The organism is Kitasatospora sp. NPDC087271, assembly GCF_044744605.1.
Classification (GTDB): Bacteria; Actinomycetota; Actinomycetes; order Streptomycetales; family Streptomycetaceae; genus Kitasatospora.
This window is the reverse complement of sequence record NZ_JBIUYQ010000004.1, coordinates 238,587-260,426: the sequence shown is the minus strand read 5'-3', so window position 1 is coordinate 260,426 and position 21,840 is coordinate 238,587. Positions and strand designations below refer to the sequence as shown.

20 protein-coding genes and 2 tRNA genes are annotated in these 21,840 nt (G+C 72.7%); 7 read left to right on the top strand and 15 right to left on the bottom strand.

Translation table 11 applies throughout. The annotated features are described in order from the left end of the window. The first annotated feature begins 272 nt into the window (after window positions 1-272). The gene (locus tag ACIO9K_RS09980; RefSeq protein ID WP_350877742.1) at window positions 273-734 is read left to right on the top strand and encodes a YwqJ-related putative deaminase; all 462 of its coding nucleotides are present in this window, start codon (window positions 273-275) and stop codon (window positions 732-734) included. Between the two features lie 77 nt (window positions 735-811). Further along, window positions 812-1,321 (top strand): SUKH-3 domain-containing protein, encoded by a 510-nt coding sequence (locus ACIO9K_RS09975; protein WP_363619251.1) that lies wholly within the window; start codon window positions 812-814, stop codon window positions 1,319-1,321. Between the two features lie 69 nt (window positions 1,322-1,390). Here the strand turns inward: ACIO9K_RS09975 and ACIO9K_RS09970 are convergent, their stop codons facing one another. Then, on the bottom strand, window positions 1,391-2,659 hold the full coding sequence (locus ACIO9K_RS09970) for a histidine kinase (protein ID WP_363619230.1): 1,269 nt from the start codon (window positions 2,657-2,659) through the stop codon (window positions 1,391-1,393). A gap of 334 nt (window positions 2,660-2,993) precedes the next feature. On the opposite strand from ACIO9K_RS09970, the gene ppc reads away from it, so the two are divergent. Beyond that, on the top strand, window positions 2,994-5,729 hold the full coding sequence (ppc, locus tag ACIO9K_RS09965) for a phosphoenolpyruvate carboxylase (protein ID WP_363619250.1): 2,736 nt from the start codon (window positions 2,994-2,996) through the stop codon (window positions 5,727-5,729). A 160-nt stretch (window positions 5,730-5,889) separates the two neighbouring features. Here ppc and ACIO9K_RS09960 read toward each other — a convergent pair whose 3' ends face one another. The 6 genes from ACIO9K_RS09960 to ACIO9K_RS09935 form a co-directional block, all read right to left on the bottom strand. Next, window positions 5,890-6,213: a hypothetical protein gene (locus ACIO9K_RS09960; protein ID WP_363619229.1), complete on the bottom strand. Its 324-nt coding sequence runs from the start codon at window positions 6,211-6,213 to the stop codon at window positions 5,890-5,892. 137 nt (window positions 6,214-6,350) lie between these two features. Continuing rightward, window positions 6,351-6,929, bottom strand: a complete 579-nt coding sequence (gene pth, locus ACIO9K_RS09955; protein WP_063348046.1) for an aminoacyl-tRNA hydrolase — start codon at window positions 6,927-6,929, stop codon at window positions 6,351-6,353. Between the two features lie 109 nt (window positions 6,930-7,038). Beyond that, on the bottom strand, window positions 7,039-7,626 hold the full coding sequence (locus ACIO9K_RS09950; RefSeq protein WP_363619228.1) for a 50S ribosomal protein L25/general stress protein Ctc: 588 nt from the start codon (window positions 7,624-7,626) through the stop codon (window positions 7,039-7,041). A gap of 283 nt (window positions 7,627-7,909) precedes the next feature. Then, window positions 7,910-8,887, bottom strand: coding sequence for a ribose-phosphate diphosphokinase (locus ACIO9K_RS09945; protein WP_350877737.1), 978 nt, complete (start codon window positions 8,885-8,887; stop codon window positions 7,910-7,912). Window positions 8,888-9,087: 200 nt separating this feature from the next. Continuing rightward, the gene (gene glmU / locus ACIO9K_RS09940; RefSeq protein ID WP_363619227.1) at window positions 9,088-10,542 is read right to left on the bottom strand and encodes a bifunctional UDP-N-acetylglucosamine diphosphorylase/glucosamine-1-phosphate N-acetyltransferase GlmU; all 1,455 of its coding nucleotides are present in this window, start codon (window positions 10,540-10,542) and stop codon (window positions 9,088-9,090) included. A 144-nt stretch (window positions 10,543-10,686) separates the two neighbouring features. Continuing rightward, window positions 10,687-10,757, bottom strand: a tRNA-Gln gene (locus tag ACIO9K_RS09935). A gap of 249 nt (window positions 10,758-11,006) precedes the next feature. On the opposite strand from ACIO9K_RS09935, the gene ACIO9K_RS09930 reads away from it, so the two are divergent. Next, the gene (locus tag ACIO9K_RS09930) at window positions 11,007-11,999 is read left to right on the top strand and encodes an acyl-CoA desaturase (RefSeq protein WP_363619226.1); all 993 of its coding nucleotides are present in this window, start codon (window positions 11,007-11,009) and stop codon (window positions 11,997-11,999) included. Between the two features lie 191 nt (window positions 12,000-12,190). Beyond that, complete coding sequence (locus tag ACIO9K_RS09925) at window positions 12,191-12,793, top strand: TetR/AcrR family transcriptional regulator (RefSeq protein ID WP_063348051.1); 603 nt, start codon at window positions 12,191-12,193, stop codon at window positions 12,791-12,793. Between the two features lie 91 nt (window positions 12,794-12,884). Here the strand turns inward: ACIO9K_RS09925 and ACIO9K_RS09920 are convergent, their stop codons facing one another. Next, window positions 12,885-13,676: a methyltransferase domain-containing protein gene (locus ACIO9K_RS09920; RefSeq protein WP_363619225.1), complete on the bottom strand. Its 792-nt coding sequence runs from the start codon at window positions 13,674-13,676 to the stop codon at window positions 12,885-12,887. Between the two features lie 110 nt (window positions 13,677-13,786). Here ACIO9K_RS09920 and ACIO9K_RS09915 point away from each other — a divergent pair, with 110 nt between their 5' ends. Beyond that, on the top strand, window positions 13,787-14,284 hold the full coding sequence (locus ACIO9K_RS09915; RefSeq protein WP_363585323.1) for a MarR family transcriptional regulator: 498 nt from the start codon (window positions 13,787-13,789) through the stop codon (window positions 14,282-14,284). Between the two features lie 15 nt (window positions 14,285-14,299). Here ACIO9K_RS09915 and ACIO9K_RS09910 read toward each other — a convergent pair whose 3' ends face one another. From ACIO9K_RS09910 to ACIO9K_RS09890, 5 genes are all read right to left on the bottom strand, one after another. After that, window positions 14,300-15,247, bottom strand: coding sequence for a response regulator transcription factor (locus ACIO9K_RS09910; RefSeq protein WP_363619224.1), 948 nt, complete (start codon window positions 15,245-15,247; stop codon window positions 14,300-14,302). Window positions 15,248-15,545: 298 nt separating this feature from the next. Then, the gene (galE, locus tag ACIO9K_RS09905; RefSeq protein WP_350877731.1) at window positions 15,546-16,508 is read right to left on the bottom strand and encodes a UDP-glucose 4-epimerase GalE; all 963 of its coding nucleotides are present in this window, start codon (window positions 16,506-16,508) and stop codon (window positions 15,546-15,548) included. 150 nt (window positions 16,509-16,658) lie between these two features. Further along, complete coding sequence (locus tag ACIO9K_RS09900) at window positions 16,659-17,327, bottom strand: LuxR C-terminal-related transcriptional regulator (RefSeq protein ID WP_063348056.1); 669 nt, start codon at window positions 17,325-17,327, stop codon at window positions 16,659-16,661. A 182-nt stretch (window positions 17,328-17,509) separates the two neighbouring features. Beyond that, window positions 17,510-17,585, bottom strand: a tRNA-Thr gene (locus ACIO9K_RS09895). Window positions 17,586-17,780: 195 nt separating this feature from the next. Further along, window positions 17,781-18,230, bottom strand: coding sequence for a helix-turn-helix domain-containing protein (locus ACIO9K_RS09890; RefSeq protein WP_363585326.1), 450 nt, complete (start codon window positions 18,228-18,230; stop codon window positions 17,781-17,783). A 185-nt stretch (window positions 18,231-18,415) separates the two neighbouring features. Here ACIO9K_RS09890 and ACIO9K_RS09885 point away from each other — a divergent pair, with 185 nt between their 5' ends. After that, window positions 18,416-19,012, top strand: coding sequence for a flavodoxin family protein (locus tag ACIO9K_RS09885; RefSeq protein WP_363619223.1), 597 nt, complete (start codon window positions 18,416-18,418; stop codon window positions 19,010-19,012). 20 nt (window positions 19,013-19,032) lie between these two features. On the opposite strand, the gene ACIO9K_RS09880 is transcribed toward ACIO9K_RS09885, so the two are convergent. After that, window positions 19,033-20,367: an MFS transporter gene (locus ACIO9K_RS09880; protein ID WP_363585328.1), complete on the bottom strand. Its 1,335-nt coding sequence runs from the start codon at window positions 20,365-20,367 to the stop codon at window positions 19,033-19,035. Window positions 20,368-20,489: 122 nt separating this feature from the next. Next, entirely contained in the window at window positions 20,490-21,809 is a 1,320-nt protein-coding gene (locus ACIO9K_RS09875) for a S8 family serine peptidase (protein ID WP_400328261.1), read from the bottom strand. Window positions 21,810-21,840: the final 31 nt, after the last annotated feature.

The following is a 21,840-nucleotide window of genomic DNA, read 5'->3' as shown; positions in this document are numbered from 1 at the left end:
CGGCCGGATCCCCTTCGGCCTCGCTGCCGGAACGGTACCGGCCGTGCCCCCGGCCCGGGGGTGGTTTCGGGAAATCGGCGGACAAGTCGTGACGACGGTGTGCGGATCCGGCCCCGGTCCGGCGAGGATCGGGTGACGGCCCGGCCGGTCCCGCACGGTCGTTCGTCCGCCCCCGCACCCCGGTTGTGCGGATGTCGGTGTCGTTTGACAGGCTTGCCCCGGACCGTCCCACCGGTCCTTCCGTCAGCGGGAACAGAGGAGGAGGACGACGCATGACCACCGGTGAGCCCGCGGGCCCGCCCGTGCTGCGCCACCACCGCGACAGCCTGCTGCCCGCCGTCGCCGCCGCCCTGTCGCTCAAGGGCGGCGAGGTGCACACCCTGGCCGGGGACAAGGACGCCCGACGGCCGGTCCTGCACCCGCTGGTCGGCGAGTTCCTGGACACGCTGCCCGTCGAGGCGCGCGAGCGGTTCACCGGCCGCTGCCCGGAGGCCGTCCTGCTCTCCCAGCACCTGGCCGCGGTCGACGGCCGGCGCTCCAAGCGCGCCGCCCGCAAGCCGATGACCCTGCACGAGGCCCGCAAGGCGCTCAAGGGCTCCCGGATGACGACCGTTCGCATCCGGGAGGAGGGCGACCCGGCGCACGGCACCCACGCCCCGCCGTGCCGTTCCTGCGCGCCGATGCTGGAGCACTTCACCGTGCAGAGCGTCGCCGTCGGGCCGCCCGCGCCCTGACCGCGCCCTCGTACGCCCCCTGTCCCCGAGCCCTGGAGTCCGCCCTGAACCCGCCCAGCCCGCCCCCGCCGGCCACCCTGTCCGCCGCCCCCACCGGGCGGGTTCGCCCGCGCTTCCCCGCCGACGTCGCCGCCGAGCTCAAGGCGGCCGGCTGGCACCCCGGCCGCTGGCAGATACGGCAGGCCGAGGAGTGGGCCGACGCCCTGGTCGGGTACGGCGGGCCGTCCGGTCTGCGGCACGCGGTGTTCCCGGCGGCGGTGGAGGCCTGGGCCGAGTTCGGCGGCCTCGCCTTCGACCTGGCCGGCCCGGGCCGCCAGCTGGCCCGCACCCCGTTCCTGATCGACCCGCTGTGCGGGCTGCACCAGCCGCGCACCCTGCTCGACCTCGGCCGCGCCCTGGGCACCCAGCTCGCCCCGCTCGGCGAGGAGGCGTACGGGCAGGCGCTGCTGGCCGTCGACGAGGAGGGCCGGGTCTACAGCCTGGACCACACCGGCGAGTGGTTCCTCGGGCACGGCATCGACCAGGCCGTCACCACCCTGGTCCTGGGCACCGCCCCGGAGCGGCTGCGCACCGCCGACGGATCCTGACGGCGGCCCGGCGGGCCCCGGGGCGGTCCGCCGACGCGCCCTGACCGCCGGGCCGGGCCTGGCGGCGCGTCACCGCAGCCGTTCGGCCCGGACCGCCAGCCGGGACGGCAGCACCGCCTCGACCCGGAACCCGCCGTCCGCCTCCGGCCCGGAGGAGAAGGTGCCGCCCAGCGCGATCACCCGCTCCCGCATCCCGACCAGCCCGTTGCCGCCGCTGGGCAGCTTCGCCGCGCCCCCGCCGCCGCCCGGGCAGGCGTTCACCACGCTCACCCGCACCCCGTTGGGCGCGTACGCGAGCAGGACGGACACCTGTGCGCCGCCCGCGTGCTTGTGCGCGTTGGTCAGACCCTCCTGGACGACGCGGTAGGCGGTCTGCTCGGCCTCGCCGGTGAACTCCTGCCGACTGCCGCTGACGGTCAGCGTCACCGCCATGCCGGCCGCCCGGGACTGGTCGACCAGCCGGGGCAGCCCGGCCAGCGAGTCCGGCTCCGGCTGGCGCTCGTCGTCCATCCGCAGCACGCCGAGGATCTCCCGCAGCTCGTTCAGCGCCTGCCGCCCGACCTCGCCCATCAGCTTGGCGCTCTGCGCGGCCTTCTCCGGGTCCTTGGCGACGATCCGCTCCAGCGCCCCGGCGTGCACCACCATCAGGGACACCCGGTGCGCCACCACGTCGTGCATCTCCCGGGCGATCCGGGTACGCTCCTCCAGCCGGGCCCGGCGGGCGCGCTCCTGGGCCTGCTCGGCCAGCAGGTCCAGTTCGGTCTCCAGGCCGTGCGCGCGGTCCTTGAGCGAGTCGATCAGCCGCCGCCGCGCGCCCACGTACAGTCCGGTGACCACCGGCGGGACGGTCAGGCCGACGGAGACCAGCACCGCGATCAGCACCTGGCCCCAGAGCGGCGGCTGCTCCACCGCCGTGTCGCCGGGCGTCAGCATCGACACCATCATCACGGCGACGGTCTCGGCGAAGGCCAGTGCGGACAGCGCCACCACCCGCCAGCGCCGGGTGGGCCACTCCCAGGTCGCCGCCAGCGTGTACAGCGACACCACCAGCAGCAGGACGCCGAGCATCCCCGGCATCGCCACCAGGGTCACCAGCACCGGTACGGCCGGCCAGCGGCGGCGCAGCACCAGCGAACCGCCCGCCACCACGCCGAGCAGCGAGGTGCCGGCCACCCCGGCGGCGTCCAGGTGCACCCGGCCGGAGAGGAAGGCGATCGTGCTGAGCGCGCACTCCAGCGCGGCGAGCACCGCCAGCCCGATGTCCAGGAAGGCGCTGCGCGGCCGCTCCCACCACCAGAACGACCGGACCGGCGCGCGCTCCCCAGGCGACTTGCTCATGGCCGACAGCCTAAGCGGCAACCCCCTCCCCTCCCCACCGGGATTGCCCCCGGCACCTCCCCGGACCCCCAAGTGGTCCAGACCACATGCGGCCTGCGGCGTCACTGTCCGCCATCCGGCCACCTCGCGGACAGCGACCGCCCCGACACCTATGCTGGTCGCGTCGGACAGCGCGGTCCGCACGCGTCACACCCGCCACACGCGGGCGGACCTGTGACGATGAGCCGTTGCCGAACCCCACCACCACAGGGAGCCAGCCGTGACCGCTCCGGTCCCCACCCCGGCGGACAGCCCCAATGTCCACGCCACCGGCCCAGTTGCCGACAACGCGGCCCTGCGTGCGGACATCCGCCGCCTCGGCGACCTGCTCGGCGAGACGCTGGTCCGCCAGGAAGGCCCCCAGCTGCTGGGCCTGGTCGAACAGGTCCGCCTGCTCAGCCGCACCGACGGCGAGGCCACCGCCGAACTCCTCTCCGACATCGACCTGGACACCGCCGCCAAGCTGGTCCGGGCCTTCTCCACCTACTTCCACCTCGCCAACGTCACCGAACAGGTGCACCGAGGCCGCGAGTTCGCCACCCGCCGCGCCCGGGAGGGCTCGCTGCTCGCCCAGACCGCCGACCAGCTCGCCGAGGCCGACCCCAAGCACCTCGAGAACACCCTGGCCCACCTCGCCGTCCGGCCGGTCTTCACCGCCCACCCCACCGAGGCCGCCCGCCGCAGCGTCCTCAACAAGCTGCGCCGCATCGGCGAACTCCTCGACCGCATCCACCGCGAGGAGATCGCCGCCGGCCTCTCCCAGGCCGACCCGGCCCGCACCAGCAGCGCCCGCCGCCAGGCCGACCGCCGCCTCGCCGAGGTCATCGACCTGCTCTGGCAGACCGACGAGCTGCGCATCGCCCGCCCCGAGCCCACCGACGAGGCCCGCAACGCCGTCTACTACCTGGACGAGCTCTACCGCGACGCCGTCCCCCAGGTCCTGGAGGAACTGCACGAGGAGCTCGGCCGGGTCGGCCTGACCCTGCCCGACGGCGTCCGCCCGCTCACCTTCGGCACCTGGATCGGCGGCGACCGCGACGGCAACCCCAACGTGACCCCGCAGGTCACCTGGGACGTCCTCAACCTCCAGCACGAGTACGGCATCAAGGACGCCCTGGCCGCCGTCGACGACCTGCGCAGCACCCTCTCCACCTCCGAGCGGCTGGCCGGCGCCTCGGTCGAACTGCTCGCCTCGCTCAACACCGACCTGCACCAGCTCCCCGAGCTCAGCCCCCGCTACAAGCGGATGAACGCCGAGGAGCCCTACCGCCTCAAGGCCACCTGCGTCCGGCTCAAGCTGGAGAACACCCGCGAGCGGCTCGCCCAGGGCACCCCGCACGTCGAGGGCCGCGACTACCTCGGCACCCGCGAGCTGATCACCGACCTGCGGCTCATCCAGGACTCCCTGCGCTCCCACCGCGGCGAGCTGATCGCCGACGGCCGCCTCGCCCGCGCCATCCGCACCATCGAGGCCTTCGGCCTCCAGCTCGCCACCATGGACGTCCGCGAGCACGCCGAGGCCCACCACCACGCCCTCGGCCAGCTCTTCGACCGCCTCGGCGAGGAGGCCTGGCGCTACGCCGACATGCCCCGCGAGTACCGGCAGAAGCTGCTCGCCAAGGAGCTCCGCTCGCGCCGCCCGCTCGCCCCCACCCCGGCCCCGCTGGACGCCGCCGGCACCAAGACCCTCGGCGTCTTCAACACCATCCGCGAGGGCTTCGAGCGCTTCGGCGACGAGATCGTCGAGAGCTACATCATCTCCATGTGCCAGGGCGCCGACGACGTCTTCGCCGCCACCGTCCTGGCCCGCGAGGCCGGCCTGATCGACCTGCACGGCGGCATCGCCAAGATCGGCATCGTGCCGCTGCTGGAGACCACCGAGGAACTCCAGAAGGCCGACCTCATCCTCGACGAGATGCTGTCCGACCCCTCCTACCGGCTGCTCGTCTCGCTGCGCGGCGACGTCCAGGAGGTCATGCTCGGCTACTCCGACTCCTCCAAGTTCGGCGGCATCACCACCTCCCAGTGGGAGATCCACCGCGCCCAGCGCCGGCTGCGCGACGTCGCCCACCGCTACGGCATCCGGCTGCGCCTGTTCCACGGCCGCGGCGGCACCGTCGGCCGCGGCGGCGGCCCCTCCCACGAGGCCATCCTGGCCCAGCCCTGGGGCACCCTGGAGGGCGAGATCAAGGTCACCGAGCAGGGCGAGGTCATCTCCGACAAGTACCTGCTCCCCTCCCTCGCCCGGGAGAACCTGGAGCTGACCATCTCCGCCACCCTCTCCGCCTCCGCGCTGCACACCGCCCCGCGCCAGGCCCCCGAGGAACTGGCCCGCTGGGACGCCGCGATGGACCAGGTCTCCGCGGCCGCCCACACCGCCTACCGCGCCCTGGTCGAGCAGGACGACCTGCCGAAGTACTTCTTCGCCGCCACCCCGGTCGACCAGCTCGCCTCGCTGCACCTGGGCTCCCGCCCGTCCCGCCGCCCCGACTCCGGCGCCGGCCTCGACGGCCTGCGGGCCATCCCGTGGGTCTTCGGCTGGACCCAGTCCCGCCAGATCGTCCCCGGCTGGTACGGCGTCGGCTCCGGCCTCGCCGCCGCCCGCGCGGCCGGCCTCGGCGGCGTGCTCGACGAGATGCACGGCCAGTGGCACTTCTTCCGCAACTTCCTGTCCAACGTCGCCATGACGCTGGCCAAGACCGACCTGCGGATCGCCCGCCACTACGTCGAGCAGCTGGTGCCCGCCGAACTGCACCACGTCTTCGACCAGATCGTCGCCGAGCACGACCTCACCCTGCGCGAGGTGCTCCGGCTCACCGGCGAGGGCGAACTGCTGGAGCACAACCCGGTGCTCAAGCAGACCTTCACCGTCCGCGACGCCTACCTCGACCCGATCTCCTACCTCCAGGTCGCGCTGCTGCGCCGCCAGCGCGAGGAGGTCGCCACCGGCCGCCACGAGGACCCGCTGCGCGCCCGCGCGCTGCTGCTGACCGTCAACGGCATCGCCGCCGGCCTGCGCAACACCGGCTGACGCCACCGCGCGTACGGGACGGGGCCGCCGTCCGCCCTCCGGGGTGGGCGGCGGCCCCGTCCCGTACCGGAAGGGTTCGGGGCACGCGAAAGGGCCGGCGCCCGTGGGCACCGGCCCGGTGTCGTGCTCACCGCGCGGGCGGCCAGGCCCCGGACACGGCCTACTCGCCCGGCTCGCCCGTGCGCCGGCGCTTCAGCCACAGCGCGGCGCCGCCGGCCGCGACCACCAGGCCGCCGCCGACCGCCAGCAGCCCGGCGTCCGTGCCCATCGAGTCACCGAGCAGCGGCCCGAACTGCGCCGCCGCCGGATCCGCGGAGACGCCCGGATCCGGCTCGGCCACCGCGTCCGCGTGCGCCACCGCGCCGCCCGAGAGCAGCACCCCGGCCGCCCCCAGCGCACCGACCGTGCCGACCCGCCGTCCGAACTGCTTCAGTCGGACCACCCGGAGCCGCCGCAGTCGGCGGACCGGACGAAAACCCCGCATCGAGAACTCCCCAGGACTCGTTCGCGTACCAGGCCGACGCTATCCGATCCCGCACAGGGTTCTCACACGGATTCAGGTTTGGACCGTCAAGCGTTGTACGACCGTTGCGTAACACCGCTCCCGGACTTGATGGAGCATCAGGAGTTGTAGGTGCCCTGCGCCCGCTCCAGCCCCTCGGACAGCAGCGCCTCCACCGCGTCCGCCGAGCGGTCCACGAACCACTCCAGTTCCTTGCGCTCGGCGCCGGAGAAGTCCTTCAGCACGAAGTCCGCGACCTCCATCCGGCCCGGCGGCCGGCCGATCCCGCACCGCACCCGGTAGTAGTCCGGCCCCAGCGACTTGGTGATCGACTTCAGTCCGTTGTGGCCGTTGTCCCCGCCGCCCAGCTTGAGGCGCAGCGCCGCGTAGTCGATGTCCAGCTCGTCGTGGACGGCGACCAGCGCCGAGGCCGGCGCCTTGTAGAAGTCCCGCAGCGCCGTCACCGGCCCGCCGGAGAGGTTCATGAACGACATCGGCTTGGCCAGCACCACCCGGCGGCCGGACAGCCGTCCTTCGGCCACCTGCGCCCGGCTCTTGTGCGCCTTGAACTTCGCGCCCATCCGCTGCGCCAGCAGGTCCACCACCATGAACCCGATGTTGTGCCGGTTCCGGGCGTACTGCTCGCCCGGGTTGCCCAGCCCCACCACCAGCCAGGGGCCCTCGTACTCGTCAGCCATGCCCTCTCTCCTCCTGTGCGCGCTCTACGTCATCTTCCCGGACACACCGCTGCCCCGGCCGCTCCGAGGGGAGCGACCGGGGCAGCGGTCACAGCTGGTGGGGCGAGGCTCAGGCCTCGGTGCCCTCGGCCTCGGCGGCCTCGTCCTCGGCCGGGGCGGCCTGGGCGCCGATGACCTGCAGCACGACGGCGTCGGCGTCGACGGCCAGGGTGACGCCGGCCGGCAGGGCGATGTCCTTGGCGAGGACGGAGGCACCGGACTCCAGGCCCTCGACCGAGACGGTGACCGACTCGGGCAGGTGGGTGGCCTCGGCCTCGATCGGCAGCGCGTTGAGGACGTGCTCCAGCAGGTTGCCGCCGGGGGCCAGCTCGCCCTCGGTCAGGACCGGGATCTCGACGGTGACCTTCTCGCCGCGCTTGACCAGCAGCAGGTCGACGTGCTCGATGGTGCGCTTGATGGCCTCGCGCTGCACGGCCTTGGGCAGCACGTACTCGTCCTTGCCCTCGATCGGCACGACCAGCAGGGCGTTCGGGGTCTTGAGCGCCATCATCAGGTCGTGGCTCGGCAGGTTCAGGTGAACCGGGGCGTGGCCGTGGCCGTAGACGACACCGGGGACGAAGCCGGCACGGCGGGCGCGACGGGCGGCACCCTTGCCGAACTCGGAACGGGTCTCAGCGGCGATGCGGATCTCGGACACGACTGCACTCCTCGGGAAGACTGGCGCGGGGGTGCAGGCAACGCGAAAAACCGCCGGGGCCACACCCTCAGTACGTTCGGGGGTCACTCGGCGGTAACGGCCTCTGCCGACGGACGGAAATCCGACACCGGCAGCGCGTCGATCACGGAGCGGGCACCCGGCAAGCAGGCGCACGGCATCCCTCGCCGAGCAGTTTCACGAGTCTAACCGCATGAACGGCCTCCCGTGAAATCGGCGGCGGCCCCGGTCCGATCCGGACCGGGGCCGCCGCCGTCGGGCTTCGTCAGTGCACGCCCTCGAAGAGGCTCGTGACCGAACCCTCCTCGAACACCTCGCGGATCGCGGCCGCGATCGAGGGGGCGATGGACAGCGTGGTGATCTTGTCCAGCTGGATCTGCGCCGGGGTCGGCAGCGTGTTGGTGAACACGAACTCGCTCACCCGCGAGTTCTTCAGCCGGTCCGCGGCCGGGCCGGAGAGCACGCCGTGGGTGGCCGCCACCAGGACGTCCGCGGCACCGTTGTCGAACAGCGCGTCGGCCGCGGCGCAGATCGTGCCGGCGGTGTCGATCATGTCGTCGACCAGGACGCAGACCCGGTCCTTGACGTCACCGACGACCTCGGCCGACAGGATGGTGTTGGCCTGGGTCATGTCGCGGCGCTTGTGGATGATCGCCAGCGGCGCGTCCAGCCGGTCGCACCACTGGTCGGCCACCTTCACCCGGCCGGCGTCCGGCGACACGATGGTCAGCTTGGAGCGGTCCACCCTCCCGCCCACGTAGTCCGCCAGCATCGGCAGCGCGAACAGGTGGTCCACCGGGCCGTCGAAGAAGCCCTGGATCTGCGCGGTGTGCAGGTCCACGGCCATCAGCCGGTCGGCGCCCGCCTGGCGCAGCAGGTCGGCGACCAGGCGCGCCGAGATGGGCTCGCGGCCCAGGTGCTTCTTGTCCTGGCGGGCGTACCCGTAGAACGGCAGGATCGCGGTGATGCTCTTGGCGGAGGCCCGCTTCAGCGCATCGATCATGATCAGCTGTTCCATGATCCACTGGTTGATGGGAGCCGTGTGGCTCTGCATCACGAAGCAGTCCGCGCCGCGGGCCGAGTCCAGGAAGCGGACGTAGATCTCGCCGTTGGCGAAGTCCAGGGCCTTGGTCGGGACGAGCTCGGTCCCGAGCGCCTCGGCCACCTCCCTCGCCAGTTCCGGGTGGGCACGGCCGGAGAAGAGCTTGAGTTTCTTCTCACCCGACGTCGTGATCCCGCTCACTGCACCGTCTCCTCGCGTTGCTGACGCTGAACCCCGTCGTCCCGTGCGGGCAGGCGCAGCCGGCTCGCACGGGGTCGGGGGAATTGTCGGTACGCCTGGACACGGGCCGTAAGCCCAGTGGCGCACGTATGACCCCAAGGTTACGCGCCCACGCAGAAACCGTCCGCCCCGGGACCGCCCTCGGGCTCCCGCCCGTCCCGTCAGGCGTCCGCGGCCCCGTCCGTCGCGGCCTTCGCGGCCCGCGCGGAGGTGGTCCCCGGGCGCTTGCGCTCCACCCAGCCCTCGATGTTGCGCTGGTGCGCCCGGCTCACTCCGAGCGCGCCCGGCGGGACGTCGGTGGTGATCACCGAACCGGCCGCGGTGTAGGCGCCGTCCCCGATCGCCACCGGGGCGATGAACATGTTGTCGGAACCGGTGCGGCAGTGCGCACCGATCACCGTGCGGTGCTTGTTGACGCCGTCGTAGTTCACGGTGACCGAGGCCGCGCCGACGTTGGTGCCCTCGCCGATCGTGGCGTCCCCGATGTAGGAGAGGTGCGGCACCTTGGCGCCCTCGCCCAGCTCGGAGTTCTTCACCTCGACGTAGGTGCCGACCTTCGCCTTGCGGGCCAGCTTGGCCCCCGGCCGCAGGTAGGCGTACGGGCCGGCGGTGGCCAGCTCGCCCACCTCGGCGCGGTCCGCCGTGGTGTTGCTCACACGGGCGCCGGCGCCGATCAGGGTGTCGGTCAGGGTCGAGTTCGGGCCGACCTCGCAGCCCTCGCCCAGGTGGGTGGCACCCTGCAGCTGGGTGTTCGGCAGCACGAGGGCGTCCGGCTCGTACGTCACCTGCACGTCGATCCAGGTGGTCGCCGGGTCCACCACGGTGACGCCGGCCCGCATCGCCCGCTCCAGCAGGCGGTCGTTCAGCAGCCGGCGGGCCTGCGCGAGCTGCACCCGGTCGTTGATGCCCAGGATGTCCCGGTGGTCCTCCGCGACCACGGCGCCCACCCGGTGTCCGGCGGTGCGCAGGATCTCCAGGGTGTCGGTGAGGTACTCCTCGCCCTGCGAGTTGTCCGTGGTGAGCTCGGCCAGCGCCTCGACCAGCAGCTTGGCGTCGAAGGCGAAGACGCCCGAGTTGATCTCGGCGATCGAGCGCTGGACGGCGGTGGCGTCCCGCTCCTCGACGATCGCGGCGACGGTGCCGTCCTCGTCCCGCAGGATCCGGCCGTAGCCGAAGGGCTCGGGGACGACGGCGGTCAGGACGGTGACCCCGTTGTCCTGGCCGGCGTGGGCCTTCGCCAGGCGGCGCAGCGTGTCCCCGGTCAGCAGCGGGGAGTCCCCGGCGGTGACGATCACCGTGCCGTCCAGCACCACGCCGTCGGCGGCCAGCGCCTCCAGCGCCGTGCGCACCGCGTGCCCGGTGCCCTTCTGGTCCTCCTGCACCACCGGACGGGCCGCCGGGTAGTGCGCCGCGAGGTGCTCCTGGACCTGCTCCCGCTGGTGTCCGACCACCACGACGAGCTGTTCCGGCGTCAGTTCGCTGGCCGCCGAGACGGCATGACCCACCAGCGACCGGCCGCAGACCTCGTGCAGCACCTTGGGCAGCTTGTTCGACTTCATCCGGGTCCCGCCACCGGCGGCGAGCACGACAACGGCGGCAAGCGAATTGGCACCCATGCGGGGAGGCTCCTCGGTCGGTTCACAGAGCGGGCAGAACGGGCCCGGACCGGACCGAGGCCGGTCGCCATTCGCACAGTCCGCCGAGCAGCACCGACAATACCGGCGGTTCGGCGGTACGCCCGAACCTGAGGCGTGCAGAGGCTCCGCCGCTAGGATTCGAACCCAGACAAAGGCCTCCAAAGGGCCCTGTGCTGCCATTACACCACGGCGGATGGTTGCTCAGACCCTACCCGAGTCGACCCTGCCATGGGTATCAACTGCCGCGATCCGCAGGCCCCGATCCGCCGGGAACGGTCGAACAAGCCGGGCCGCCGGTTCATCCATCCAGTCGGGTGAATTCACTCAAGCGCCGTGCGGCGGCGTGTTCCCTTCGCCGCGGAGCGCAACCTACGATGCCGTAGGTTACGCCAACGTAGCCTCCGCTCCTGCCTCCCGCACAGGGATGACGCAAAGGGACGCCCATGACCACCAAGGCCGGCGAGCCGAGCGCGGGGAACGCCGCGCTTCCCACCGAATCCCCCGATCCCACCGACACCGCCGCCACCCGGCTGTCCGCCACCCGCGGCGGGGAGAAGCAGGGCCTCGCCGAACGGCTGGCGCTCGGGCTGTTCATCCTCGTGCCGTTCGCCGCGCTGGTGGCCGCCGTGCCGGTGGCCTGGGGGTGGGGACTGGGGTGGACGGACGCGGCGATCACCGTCGCCATGTACTTCCTCACCTGCCACGGCATCACCGTCGGCTACCACCGCTACTTCACCCACAGCGCGTTCAAGGCCAACCGCCCGATGCGGCTCGCCCTCGCGGTCGCCGGCAGCCTGGCGGTCGAGGGCCCGCTGGTGCGCTGGGTGGCCGACCACCGCAAGCACCACCGGTTCAGCGACAAGGACGGCGACCCGCACTCGCCGTGGCGCTACGGGGAGAGCCTCCCGGCCCTGCTCAAGGGCCTGTGGTGGGCGCACATGGGCTGGATGTTCGACGAGGAGCAGACCCCGCAGCTCACGTACGCGCCGGACCTCGTCCGCGATCCGGCCATACGGCGGATCTCCCGGCTGTTCTGGCTCTGGACCATGATCTCGCTGCTGCTCCCCCCGCTGGTCGGCGGGCTGGTGACGCTGTCCTGGTCGGGCGCGCTGTCCGCCTTCTTCTGGGGATCGCTGGTCCGGGTGGCCCTGCTGCACCACGTCACCTGGTCGATCAACTCGATCTGCCACGCCGTCGGCCGCCGCCCGTTCCGCTCCCGGGACCGCTCGGGCAACGTCTGGTGGCTGGCGGTGCTCTCCTGCGGCGAGTCCTGGCACAACCTGCACCACGCGGACCCGACGGCCGCCCGGCACGGGGTGCTGCGCGGGCAGATCGACTCCTCGGCCCGGCTGATCCGCTGGTTCGAGCTGGCCGGCTGGGTCCGGGACGTCCGTTGGCCGGACGCGCAGCGGATCGCCGCCCGCCGCGCCGCATGAGTCGTCGCTTCCAGCATGATGTAGGGGTGAACGGGAGCAGCGCAGACAGCACAGGCGGCCACCAGAGCACGCGGACGGACGCGGCGCCCGACGCGGCGCCGGCCCGTCCGCGAACCGCTGCACCGGCGGGCGAGGGCGCCTCGGGGGGTGCGCCCGCCCCGGCGCCGCGCCGCCGGGGCGGGCGGGTCCGGATGACCGGCAAGCAGCGGCGGGAGCAGCTGCTGGAGATCGGCCGGACGGTGTTCGCGGAGCGCGGCTACGACGGCACCTCGGTGGAGGAGATCGCCGAGCGGGCCGGGGTGTCGAAGCCGGTGGTGTACGAGCACTTCGGCGGCAAGGAGGGGCTGTACGCGGTGGTGGTGGACCGCGAGATGCAGTTGCTGCTGGACATGGTCACGGGGGCGCTGACCGGCGGGCACTCGCGGGAGCTGCTGGAGCAGGCCGCGTTCGCGCTGATGGACTACATCGACACCTCGACGGACGGCTTCCGGATCCTGGTCCGGGACTCCCCGGTGGCCCAGTCGACCGGCACCTTCGCGTCGCTGATCAGCGACATCGCGACGCAGGTGGAGGACATCCTCGGCCTGGAGTTCAAGTCCCGGGGCTTCGACGCGCGACTGGCCCCGATGTACTCGCAGATGCTGGTCGGCATGGTGGCGCTGACCGGGCAGTGGTGGCTGGAGGTCCGCAAGCCGGACAAGGCGCAGGTCGCGGCGCACCTGGTGAACCTGGCCTGGCACGGGCTGGAGGGCCTGGAGCGGCACCCGAGGCTGGTCGGCGGGCGCAAGGACTGACCTGCGGGCGAACCGGCGGCGGGGTGGGGCCGACCGGCGGGCGGAAGGAGCGACCGACGGGCGGAAGGGCCGGCGGCCCTCCCGCCCCGCATCAGGCCCTGGTCCCGACGGCGAAGATCCGCCGGAACGGGAAGACGGTGCCGTGCGGCCCGGCCGGGTAGGCCTCGCGCAGGAGCGCCCCGTACTCGGCGAGGAAGGCGGCTCGGCGGGCGGGGTCGGTCAGCCGGGTGAGGACGGGGCGCAGGGCGGTGCCCTTGACCCAGGCGAGGACCGGGTCCGGGCCCGGGAGCAGGGTGCGGTAGGTGGTCTCCCAGACGTCGGGCGCGCAGCCGGCGGCGGTGAGGGCGTCCAGGTAGCGCTCGGGCGGGTGGACGCCGGCCCTGGCGGCGTCGTCGCCGAGGAGGCCGCGCCAGCGGGGGCTGCGCCGGAGTTCGGCGAGCAGGGTGTGGCTGGGGGCGTCGAAGTTGCCGGGGACCTGGAAGGCGACGGTGCCGCCGGGCCGCAGGGCGCCGGCCCAGCGCGGGACGAGGTCGAGGTGGCCGTCGATCCACTGCAGCGTGGCGTTGGAGACGATCAGGTCGGGTCCGGCCGGGGCCGGGTCGAAGTCGCGGGCGTCGGCGAGCAGGTAGTCGGCGGTGGGCTCACCGTCGGTGCGGGCGGTGGCGAGCATCGGGGCGGAGTTGTCGACGCCGGTGAGGCGGGCGTGCGGCCAGCGTGCGCGCAGCACGGCGGTGGAGTTGCCGGGGCCGCAGCCGATGTCGAGGATCACGGGATCGCTCGGGTTCGGGAGGGCGGGGACGCGGGCGAGCAGGTCGCGCAGCGGACGGGTGCGTTCGTCCGCGAAGCGCAGGTACTGCGCCGGGTCCCAGACGGGACTGGTCATGGTCCACCTCGCAAGTATCTCGACATCAAGATATCCCAGGTAGCCTTGCTGGCACATTTCTCGACGTCAAGAGACTTCACATCGACACATCCACCGATACACTGATCGTCATGGAGGACGAGGTCGACAGGCTGGTCGCAGCGTGGCGCCGAGAGCGCCCCGACCTCGACGTGGAGCCGCTGGAGGTACTCAGCCGGGTCAGCAGACTCGCCCGGCACCTCGACCGCGCCCGCCGCACCGCCTTCGCCGAGCACGGGCTGGAGCCCTGGGAGTTCGACGTCCTGACCGCCCTGCGCCGGGCCGGCTCCCCCTACCAGCTCTCCCCCGGCCAGCTGCTCACCCAGACCCTGGTCACCTCCGGCACCATGACCAACCGCATCGACCGCCTCACCGGCAAGGGCCTGGTCAAGCGCCTGCCCGACCCGGACGACCGGCGCGGCGTGCTCGTCCGGCTCACCGACGACGGCCGCGACCGCGCCGACCAGGCGCTCGCCGGACTGCTCACGCACGAACGCGAACTGCTCGCCCAGCTCAGCTCCGGCCAGCAGGGCGAACTCGCCGCGCTCCTGCGGCAGCTGGTCGCCCCGTTCGACAACATCCCGGGCTGATCCGCGCCCCGGAGTTCACGTCCGGTCCACCGCGGTCACGACGGACGGCGGCGCCGGCAGGGCCGGCTCGGCCGGGCTGACCCCGGCCCGGCGGGCCACCGCCACCGCGGCCAGCGTGGAGTGCACCCCGAGCTTGCCGAGCACGTTCTGCATGTGCGTCCGGACGGTGTGCGGCGACAGGTAGAGCCGCTCCGCGACCGCCTGCCGGCCCAGGCCCGCGACCATGCAGCGCAGGATCTGCTTCTCCCGCGGAGTGAGGGTGTCGACCAGCCGCTCGCTCTCGGTGCGGTCCCGCCGGGCGGTGGTCAGCTCGCGGATCACCCCGGTCAGCAGCGCGGGCGGCAGGTGCGTCTCGTCTCGCAGCACCCCCCGGACCACGGAGAGCAGCCGGGCCAGCGAACTCTCCTTGGCCACCCAGCCGGTGGCGCCCGCGTGCAGGGCCCGGGCGGCGCGGTGCGGGTCGTCGGCGACGGCCAGCACGACCGCCCGCAGCCCCGGATGGGCGCGGCGGACCCGGGCGAGCAGGGTGATGCCGTCCGGTGCCGGAGGCGTGGTTCTGAGCTGGTCGGCCCGGTACGCGTCGGAGCGGGCCGGTTCCGTGCCGCGCCCGCCCGGGCGCAGCAGGTCCACCGGGCGGCCGCCGGACTGCGCCACCGGCGGGCCGACCGGGTGGCGGGGCGGCGGCACCGCCTGGGCCGGCCGCCGCCGGGCCGCGTCGGCCGCGTCCGGGCCGAGCCGGCTCCGGACACCCGCCGAAGCAGTGCCCTCGGCCCCCAGGTCGGCGTCGATCAGGACCACGTCGAAGGCCCGCCCCTCGACGGCGGCACGCTCCAGCGCCCGCTCGGCGGCGGCCCCGCTGCCGGCCGCCCCCACCTCCACGTCGGGCTCGGCGGCGAGCGCCGCGGCCAGGGCCTCGGCGAAGATCCGGTGGTCGTCGACCACCAGGACGCGGATCCGCCCCATCGTCACTACCCCCCTGCTCAGACCGACCCGAGCCCGGGGGCGGGGACCGGCCCCGGCACCCGCGGTCTGGGCCCGTCACTCCGCCCGCCCACCGGTGGCCGGTGAGGCCGAAAAGGGCGCCGGCCCCCACCGGTACCGCACTCAGCGTACGGGCCGGGAAACCCCCTCGTGGCGGTTTGGTGAAGTTTCGTCAGGAGGTGCGCGAGTGGCGGGATTTCACGCCATCACCGGTCGAAGCGGGCAACGCCGAGGCGCCGCCCCCGAACCTCCGGGAGCGGCGCCTGCGGGGTCCTGCGGCCTACTTGCCGTGCTTCTCCAGGGCGAACTTCCAGGCGTCGGCGACGATGTCGTCCAGGTTCGGGCGGCGCGGCGTCCAGCCCAGCGCCTCGTGGGCGCGGGCCGCCGAGGCCACCAGCACGGCCGGGTCGCCGGCCCGGCGGCCGGCCGCCTGCACCGGGATCTCCCGGCCGGTGACGCGCCGGACAGACTCGATCACCTCGCGCACCGAGAAGCCGCTGCCGTTGCCCAGGTTGCAGATCAGGTGCTCGCCCGGCTTGGCCGCGTCCAGCGCCAGCAGGTGCGCGTCGGCCAGGTCCGCGACGTGGATGTAGTCGCGGATGCAGGTGCCGTCCGGGGTCGGGTAGTCCTCGCCGTACACCGCGATGTGCGGGCGCTGACCCAGCGCCGCCTGGAACACCAGCGGGATCAGGTGCGACTCGGGGTCGTGACGCTCCCCGTACGCGCCGTACGCACCGGCCACGTTGAAGTAGCGCAGCGAGACGGCGGCCAGGCCGTGCGCGACGGCCTCGCTGGTGATCAGGTGGTCCACGGCGAGCTTGGTGGCGCCGTAGGCGTTGGTCGGCGAGGTGCGGGCGGTCTCCGCGATCGGCACGACCTCCGGCTCGCCGTAGACGGCGGCGGTGGACGAGAACACCAGCTTGCGCACACCCGCCGCGCGCATCGCCGCGACCAGCTCCAGCGAACCCGCCACGTTGTTGCGCCAGTACTTCTCCGGGTCCACGACCGACTCGCCGACCTGCGAGGAGGCGGCGAAGTGCAGCACGCCGTCGAAGGAACCGTCCAGCACCCGGCCGGCCTCCTGGACCCGACCCTCGACGAACTCGGCACCGACCGGGACGCCCTCGCGGAAACCGGTGGAGAGATCGTCCAGGACGGTCACCTGGTGCCCCGCCTCCAGCAGGTGGGCGGCCACCACGCTGCCGACGTAGCCGGCGCCACCCGTGACCAGGTACTTACTCATGATGAGACCTCCAGCGGGCGACGGTCCGCCGGTCAGCGGCGGCCGTCGATGACGTGTGTACGACTGAGGCTATTCTCCCTGCCCGCCGGAGTGCCCAGGACCATGTGAACGGGCCGCCCGGGAGCCGGTTTCACGGACCCCGAGCCCCCCTCAGCCGCCGGCCATCCGCTCCAGCAGCCCGGTACGGGCCGCCACCGCGGCCGCCTCCAGCCGGGTCCGCGCACCGAGCTTCATCAGCACCCGCTGGACGTGCGTCCGGGCGGTGCTCGCGGCGATCCGCATCCCGGCGGCGATCGCCGCCGTGTCCTCCCCGTCCGCGATCCGGGCCAGCACCTGCACCTCACGGCGGGTCAGCAGCCGCAGCAGCCGCACCGCCTCGTCGTCCGGCTCGGCGACCGGCCGCAGCAACTGGTCGAAGGCCCCGCGCAGCACGTCCACGGCCACCGCCGCCTCGCCCGCCCGGGCCCGCCCGATCGCCCGCTCGACCACCCCGATCCGCTCGTCGCTCGGCACGTACCCCGCCGCCCCGGCCGCGAACGCCCCCGCCACACCGCGCAGTTCACCCACTGGACCGAGCACGATCACGGCCACCTCGGGGCGCTCCCGGCGGATCCGGCGCAGCCCGTCGAAAGCCGCCGGCTCACTCGGCGCGGCCACCCCCAGCAGACACACCTCCGGCCGCCGGCCGACCACCAGATCGGCCGCGACCCCGGCCGGGCAGCCGACCGCGAGCACCCGGTGGCCGCGCAGCTGCAACGCCGTGGCCAGCGCCTCGGCCAACAGCCGGTGATCGTCGACCACCACGAGTCGAACGCCCATGACGCCCTCCCGGTCGGGGTTCGGCTCGCGCCCGCACCCCATGGGCGGGCGGCCGATGACGCACCATCACAGCGCATTCCGTACCCGACCCGCTAGGCCGCCGCGCTCGGCCTCCGCACCGGGCCCGACGGTCTGATCGGGGAACAGCAAAAGGCCCTCGCCATGAAGCGAGGGCCTTCGAATGGAGCCCCCATGCGGAATCGAACCGCAGACCTTCTCCTTACCATGGAGACGCTCTACCGACTGAGCTATAGGGGCTTGCCGGGCTTTCACCGGGCCGGTCGAACAAGGAAGACATTACACGGCTGGCGGCCAGGAAGGGAAATCGGGTCCGCGGCCCCGGCGCATGCCGGACCGACCCCCGGCGGGCGGGCACCCGCCCCTCGGCGCGGGCCCGGCCAGTCCTCGGCGCGCCTTCGGTGCGCGCGTGGTCAGCCTTCGGCGTGCGCCAGGTCAGCCTTCGGCGTGCGTCTCGTCGAACTCCTCGCGGGCGGCCAGCATCTGCCCGGTCCGCTGCTCCGTCCACCGGCCGAGCGGCGCCAGCAGTACGGCCAGCTCCCGGCCGAGCGGCAGCAGGTCGTAGACCACCCGCGGCGGCGTCTCCGGGAACACGGTGCGGCGCACCAGTCCACTGCGCTCCAGGCTGCGCAGCGACTGGGTGAGCATCTTGCGACTGACCCCGCCGACGCCGCGCTGCAGTTCGGAGAACCGCTGCTGCCCGCAGGCGGCGAGGCTCATCAGAATCAACATCGACCACTTGTCGGCCAGTTCGGCGAACATCGCGCGGCTGGGACAGAGCTGGGCGAAGACGTCGAGCTCCTGCTCCCGGTCCTGCCCGCCCTCCCGTTCCTGCCCCTGCCGCCCGGTGCCGCTCTCCGCCCGGGCCGCTTCCTCCGTCGTCATGCCGTCCAGGGTAGCCCCGCGGTCTCCAATCCACCCTTGGTAACTAATGGAGACTTGGTCTATATTGGAGACCGGTCGACGGGCCGGGGTGCGGCAGCACGCCCCCCGCCGCCGCTCCCTGCCTTGCCCCTGCCTTGCCTGCGTTGCCCCTGCCCGCACCCGTTCCCGTACAGGAGTGCCCCCGTATGACCGCCATCCGCCCGACCGTCGCCCTCGCCTACCACTCCGGCTACGGCCACACCGCCGTCATCGCCGAGGCCGTCGCCCGCGGCGCCGCCGCCGCCGGCGCCGAGGTCGTCTCGATCGCCGTCGACACCATCACCGACGAGCAGTGGGCCCAGCTCGACGCCGCGGACGCGATCGTCTTCGGCTCCCCCACCTACATGGGCACCGCCTCCGGCGCCTTCCACGTCTTCGCCGAGGCCACCAGCAAGCGCTGGTTCTCCGACGCCTGGCGGGACAAGGTCGCCGCCGGCTTCACCAACTCCGCTTCCAAGAGCGGCGACAAGGCCGGCACCCTCGGCTTCTTCCAGACCCTCGCCGCCCAGCACGGCATGAGCTGGGTCAACCTCGGCCTCAAGCCCGGCTGGAACGCCACCACCGCCACCGAGAACGACCTCAACCGCCTCGGTTTCTTCAACGGCGCCGCCGCCTCCAGCCCGTCCGACGCCGGCCCCGAGGCCGTGCACAAGGCCGACATCGCGACCGCCGAGTACCTCGGCGAGCGGGTCGCCCAGCACACCGCCGTCGTGCTGGCCGGCCGCGCCGCCCTCGCCGGCTGACCGCACCGCACGGTCGGCACCTACGCCGCCGGGTCCGCCCCCAGGAGGGGCGCCCGGCGGCGTCCGCCGTCCACCGCCCCCAACTCCGCGCCACCGGTCTCCGGCAGCAGCCACAGGCACCCCAGCGCCACCGCGCCCAACCCCACCAGGTACCAGCCGACCGGCTCCGCCGTCCCGTACGCCTCCGTCAGCCGCGTCGCCACCAGCGGCGTCGTCGCCCCGCCCACCACGCCGCCCAGGTTGTACGTCAACGCGGCACCCGTGTACCGCACCCGGGTCGGGAACAACTCCGGCAGGAACGCCGCCACCGGCCCCATCAGGCACCCCAGCACCACCAACGCACCCGCCAGCGCCACGAACATCAACGGCCGGCGCACCGTCTCCAGCAGCGGGAACAGCACCAGCGACCACCCCGCCGCCAGGCCCGTCGCCCAGCACAGCGTCCGCCGCCGCCCCCAGCCGTCACTGCGCGACGCGCTCACCCACACCGTCACGCCCATGCCCAGCGCGCCCACCAGCAGCATCACCAGCACCAGCGAACTCGCCACCCCGAGCCCGGACGTCGCGTACGCCAACGCGTACGTCGTGGTCAGGTAGAACAGCGCGTACCCCACGGTGATCGCCCCGCAGCCCAGCAGCACCGTGCGCCAGTGCCCGCGCAACACCTCCACCACCGGCGCCCGGTCCCTCGGCTCGTCCGGCCGGAACAGCGGCGTCTCCTCCAACCGCAGCCGCACGAACAGCCCCACCGCCACCAGCCCCAACGACGCCAGGAACGGCACCCGCCAGCCCCACTCCCGGAACGCCCGCTCGTCCAAGCCGAGTTGGACCGCCAGGAACACCCCGTTCGCCAACACGAACCCGCTCGTCGGCCCCAACTGCAGGAACGCCCCGTACCGCCCCCGCCGCCCGGCCGGCGCGTTCTCCGCGATCAGCAGCGCCGCCCCGCCCCACTCCCCGCCCAACCCCACGCCCTGACACACCCGCAACGCCACCAGGGCCACCGGCGCCCACCACCCCCACGACCCGAACCCCGGCAACACCCCCACCGCCGCCGTCGACAGCCCCATCAACAGCAGCGACACCACCAGCGTCGCCTTCCGCCCCACCCGGTCCCCGAAATGCCCGAACACCACCGCCCCCAGCGGCCGGGCCAGGAACGCCACCGCGTACACCGAGAACGCCGCCAACAGCGCCCCCACCGTGCCCAGTTCAGGAAAGAACACCGACCCGAACACCAAGGCCGCCGCCGTCCCGTACAAAAAGAAGTCGTAGAACTCGATCGCCGTACCGATCAGCGCCGCAGCCGCCGCACGCCTCAACTGCCCCGCCCGCCGGGCTTCCTCCGCATCCATACCACCACCCTGGACACCAGCCCGCCCCGCCACCAGCCCCCACCCGAGTGACCCCCGCGCACACCCCACCCCACGCGCCCCCGGCTCAACACCGCAGGCGCACACCAGCGCAGGCCCCCGGATCACCGCACGTACGGGTCCTCCCCCGGCGGCACCGCAGGCTGTCCACCGGCCTTCCGCCGCCGCAGCACGACGAACACCACACCGACGACCAGCACCAACCCACCCACCACACCGGCCACGACCGGCAATGCACCACCCGAGCCGGAGGACTTCTCCGCCGCCGGCCCCACCGGAGGCACCCCCACGGCCACCTCACTCGGACTCGGGGCGGCCGTACTCGGCGAAGGCGTCGAAGTAGCCGACGGGCTCGCCGACGCGGACGGGCTGGCCGAAGGCGCAGTCTCCGCCGCCGGAACCGGAGACACGTCCGCCGGCCCGGGATCACCAGGGTCCGCCAGAGCGACCCGAGGCCGCACTACGCCATAACCGACATCATTGTTGCGGACGGATCCATCAGTCGGCTTCCCGGCCGTATTGATCAACACCCGCAGAACCTGATTCGCCGACCAATCCTTGTGAATAGACCAGATCAATGCAGCCGAGGCGGACACCAATGCAGCAGAATCCGAGGTGCCATGACTCTTGCAGTATCCAGTTTTCCCCGTGCAAGCCTCGATCATATCGACACCAGGAGCTGCGAGGACTACCTGCGGACCCTGCTGTGACTCCGATGTCGCAATGACATCGCGGCCCACCGCCCCCACTCCAACAACATTGGGGAGCGCGCCCGGATATTCCACAAGATTTCCCGACTGGGCTGAATTCCCGACACTGGAAACTACCAGTGCCCCCTTCGTTCGCGCCCAAGCCAGGATAGTATTCAGCTTCGCAACATCTTCAGGGTGAGTCGCGACAGCAGAAGTTCCCTGAGAAATGTTGATGACCTTGACACCTTGCTCGACTGCATAGGTGACGGCCTGGCCAATCTGCCCAAGGAAATCGGACGAAATCACCGCCCCATCGGATCCGTTGGAAATCTTCAATGGAAGGATTTTAGCGCCAGGAGCAAGACCGTAAGCACCTTTTCCACCGTCGGATTTTCCGGACCCTGCAATGAGGCTGGCCATCTGCGTACCATGCCCCTCCGCATAGGATCCGACGCCACCAGGGCTTCCACTGAAGTCCTTACCCGGAATAAACTGCCCCACCAAATCCGGGTGATCCAACTTGAATCCGCCGTCGATCACTGCGACGGTAACGCTCTCCCCCTTGGAGATCTTCCACATCTCCGATGCATGCATGGCATCCAGATGCCATTGATCCTCGCGGATCGAATCGCCTGCGATCGCCAGTGGTGCCGCCGGACCGGCCATGACGCCCGTCACCAGAAGCGCCGCAGCGAACATCCGCCAACGTGCGCGCGCGCTCGTCCGCCCCATCGCAACTCCTCGTCAATCTCTCCGTCGACCG